Origin of the sequence: Arenibacter lacus, from assembly GCF_008711145.1 — a bacterium.
Taxonomy (GTDB): Bacteria; Bacteroidota; Bacteroidia; order Flavobacteriales; family Flavobacteriaceae; genus Arenibacter; species Arenibacter amylolyticus.
The window spans coordinates 1-3,148 of record NZ_VVIN01000132.1 but is presented as its reverse complement, the minus strand read 5'-3'; the positions used below and the strand labels follow the sequence as shown (position 1 = coordinate 3,148).

Genomic DNA, 3,148 nt, shown 5'->3' with positions numbered 1-3,148 from the left:
AGGAACCGTAGATCCTAATGGGGATACACCACTTTCCTATGCTTGGGATTTCCAGACAGATGGTAATGTAGATGCCACCACGGAAAACGCTTCCTTTACCTATACTGTGGCCGGCACCTATAATGCACAATTACAGGTAGACGACGGCAATGGAGGAGTAGGTGTCCAAAATGTAACTATCTACGCAGGGAACAATGCGGCCACTTTTACCTTTAACTCACCCCCAGATGGCGGATTTGTAGGATGGGGAGATGAAATTAATATTGACTTGGTGGTGAATGATCTGGAGGACGGTAGTACTGGTTCGGGCATAGATTGTGCCGATGTTTCCGTGGTACCTTCCTTAGGACACCTTAATCATTTTCATGACGGTGCCACCGTAGACGGATGTCCGCGTACCTTGACGCTGCAATACGAAGGCCATGATATTGATGGGGGAGCCGATCTTTTTTACGTGTTAGGAACCAATTATACCGATCAAGGCGGGCTACAGGCTTTTGATCAGATTCAATTGCACCCCAAACGCAAGGAAGCAGAATACTATGACACCCAAAACGGTGTTACAATTATCCCAAACACAGATTCTCAAATGGGAGGCATAGAAGCTATCCGAGTGAATGATAATAGTCACATTTCTTTTTCCGGTCGGAATCTTATGAATATAAATTCGGTCAGATATAGGGTGGCTAATACTGGTCCTGTAGGGACCATTGAAATGAGGACTGGTAGTAATAACGGGCCCCTGCTGGCTACAACTACGGTGCCGATTACGGGAGGTCTTAGTAATTGGGTAAATATTGAATCTACGTTTACCGATCCAGGGGGTAAGCACGATTTGTTCTTTATTTTTAAAAATGGAACGGCCACCCAGGATATTTTTGATGTGAATTTTGTAGAGTTTTTAGGTGCTGGGGTTTCTGTGGACAATTCCCCACCATTGGTTAATCAAGTAAGCTCCTTAAGTGAAACGGAAATAAGTGTGGAATTTTCCGAATATATGAATCAGGCTTCAGCCGAGACTCTTTCCAATTACTCCATTGATAACGGAATATCCATTTCTGGAGCAGTTCTTCAGCAGGATGGTAGAACAGTACTGCTCACCGTTTCTACTATGAGCTCCAATACTACTTATAACTTAACCATTAGTAATGCCCAAAATCAAGCAGGTCTACCTATAGTTACTGCTACCTATCCATTTTCTGCTCTTGGATCTATAAGGATTAATGTTGGTGGGCCTCAAGTAACTCATAATTCCGATATCTACGAAGCAGATCAATTTTCAACCGGAGGAAACTTGTATAGTGCAACTATCCCAATTGAAGGAACCAATGACGATGCATTATATCAAACAGAGCGTTATGGGATCTTTACTTATGAAATACCTGTGCCAGCAGCTGGGGAGTATACTATTCGCCTTCACTTTGCTGAACTCTATTTTGGTGTGGGGAGTCAACCTGGAGGTCCTGGATCGCGGGTATTCAATGTGAATATTGAAGGAGTCCAGGTTTTGACCAATTTTGATATATTGGCAGAAACCAATCCTGCAACGGCGCTACAAAAGGAATTTAACGATATTACCATATCCGATGGTTTTGCAACCATACAGTTGCTTAAGGTAGTAGAAAATCCGAAACTATCGGGGATTGAGATTATGGCGCAAACCGCTACTCCCCCATCCCCAACCTTAACCATTACCTCCCCTAATAATGGCGCTTCTGTTAATCAGCCCTTTCAGGTGCATTTTACGGTAGAGAATTGGACTATAGAAGAGGGAGATACCCACATGCATTACGAGATTGATGGACAACCGGTAGGTCCACACTATAGTTATGGACCAATCACAATAGATGGCCTAAGTTTAGGAGCCCATACCATACGTCTAGAATTGTATGATGTGGGGCATATACCCACAGGGGTATTCCAAGAAATAACGGTGAATGTAACGGATCAAGAAGTATGCAATTCCACTCCCTTTCCAGATTCTTGGGCGGTACATCAATTGGAAGCAAACCCGTTTACCGCTGTTTTTACCATTCCGGATCATGACTTGGATGGGGACGGTCTCAAAGATATAGTGACTGGTGGTTTTTGGTATAAAAATCCAGGCTCTGCCTCTGGTAACTGGACAAAAACGGCTATTGGCGGTAATTTTGGAAATGTGGTACATGTGTACGATTTTGATGGGGATGGGCATCTGGATTTATTAGGGACGGAATATGGACCTTCGGGTAAAGAATACCAAAGTGAGCGACTCTTATGGGCTAAGAACGATGGGAGTGGAAATTTTACCGTTTATAACAATATTCCGGTGGTAAATAGCGGGTATAATGAACCCTTTTTGGCTGGAATTACAGGAGGCGATTTTGGTTTGGGAAGTCCGTACCAGATGGCAATTAACTGGAACGGCGCCGAATCTACGAACTTTCCGGTGCAAATGTTGACCCCTACCGCAGACCCTACTACAGGAACTTGGAGTTTAGTAGCCATAAGTAATGATCCCTCTGGGGAAGATATAAAGGCAGGGGATATAGATGGAGATGGGAAGCTGGATTTATTCCAAGGAATTAATTGGTTAAAGAACGAAGGCAACGGTACTTGGACTACCTATTCTACTGGGATTACATACGCAACTACTCCAGACAGGATACAATTGGCTGATATTAATGGAGACGGTAGGTTAGACGGTGTAGTGGGACAATTGGGCCTAGGTGGTGATCCCAATAAAAATGAGTTTGCTTGGTTTGAAGCTCCTGCAGATCCTACACAGCCTTGGATAAGACATGTTTTGAGTACCTCGGTAAGTGGTAGCCTTAGTGTTTTCGCTGTGGATATTGACGAAGATGGTGATATAGATATCGTTGTAGGGGAGTGGTTGGGCAGTCGCCGATTAATTGCTTTTGAGAATGATCTTTGTAATACTGGGAATTGGATTACCCATATCTTAAATGATGGATCCCTAAACTTGGAGCATCATGATGGTGCGATAGTGACCGATATTGATGATGATGGAGATCTTGATGTAATCTCCAATGGATGGCTAAACCACAAAGGGCCTCGCATATACGAAAATACTACACAGTCCAGCGGGAGTCAAATTCCTATTGCGAATGCGGGTGCAGATCAGACCATTACCTTGCCAACTACTTCT

1 protein-coding gene is annotated in these 3,148 nt (G+C 43.7%); it reads left to right on the top strand.

Features of this window, described 5'->3' with window-relative positions:
- A partial coding sequence (locus F1E73_RS16655) for a malectin domain-containing carbohydrate-binding protein (RefSeq protein ID WP_150452616.1) occupies positions 1–3,148 on the top strand: 3,148 nt, incomplete at both ends.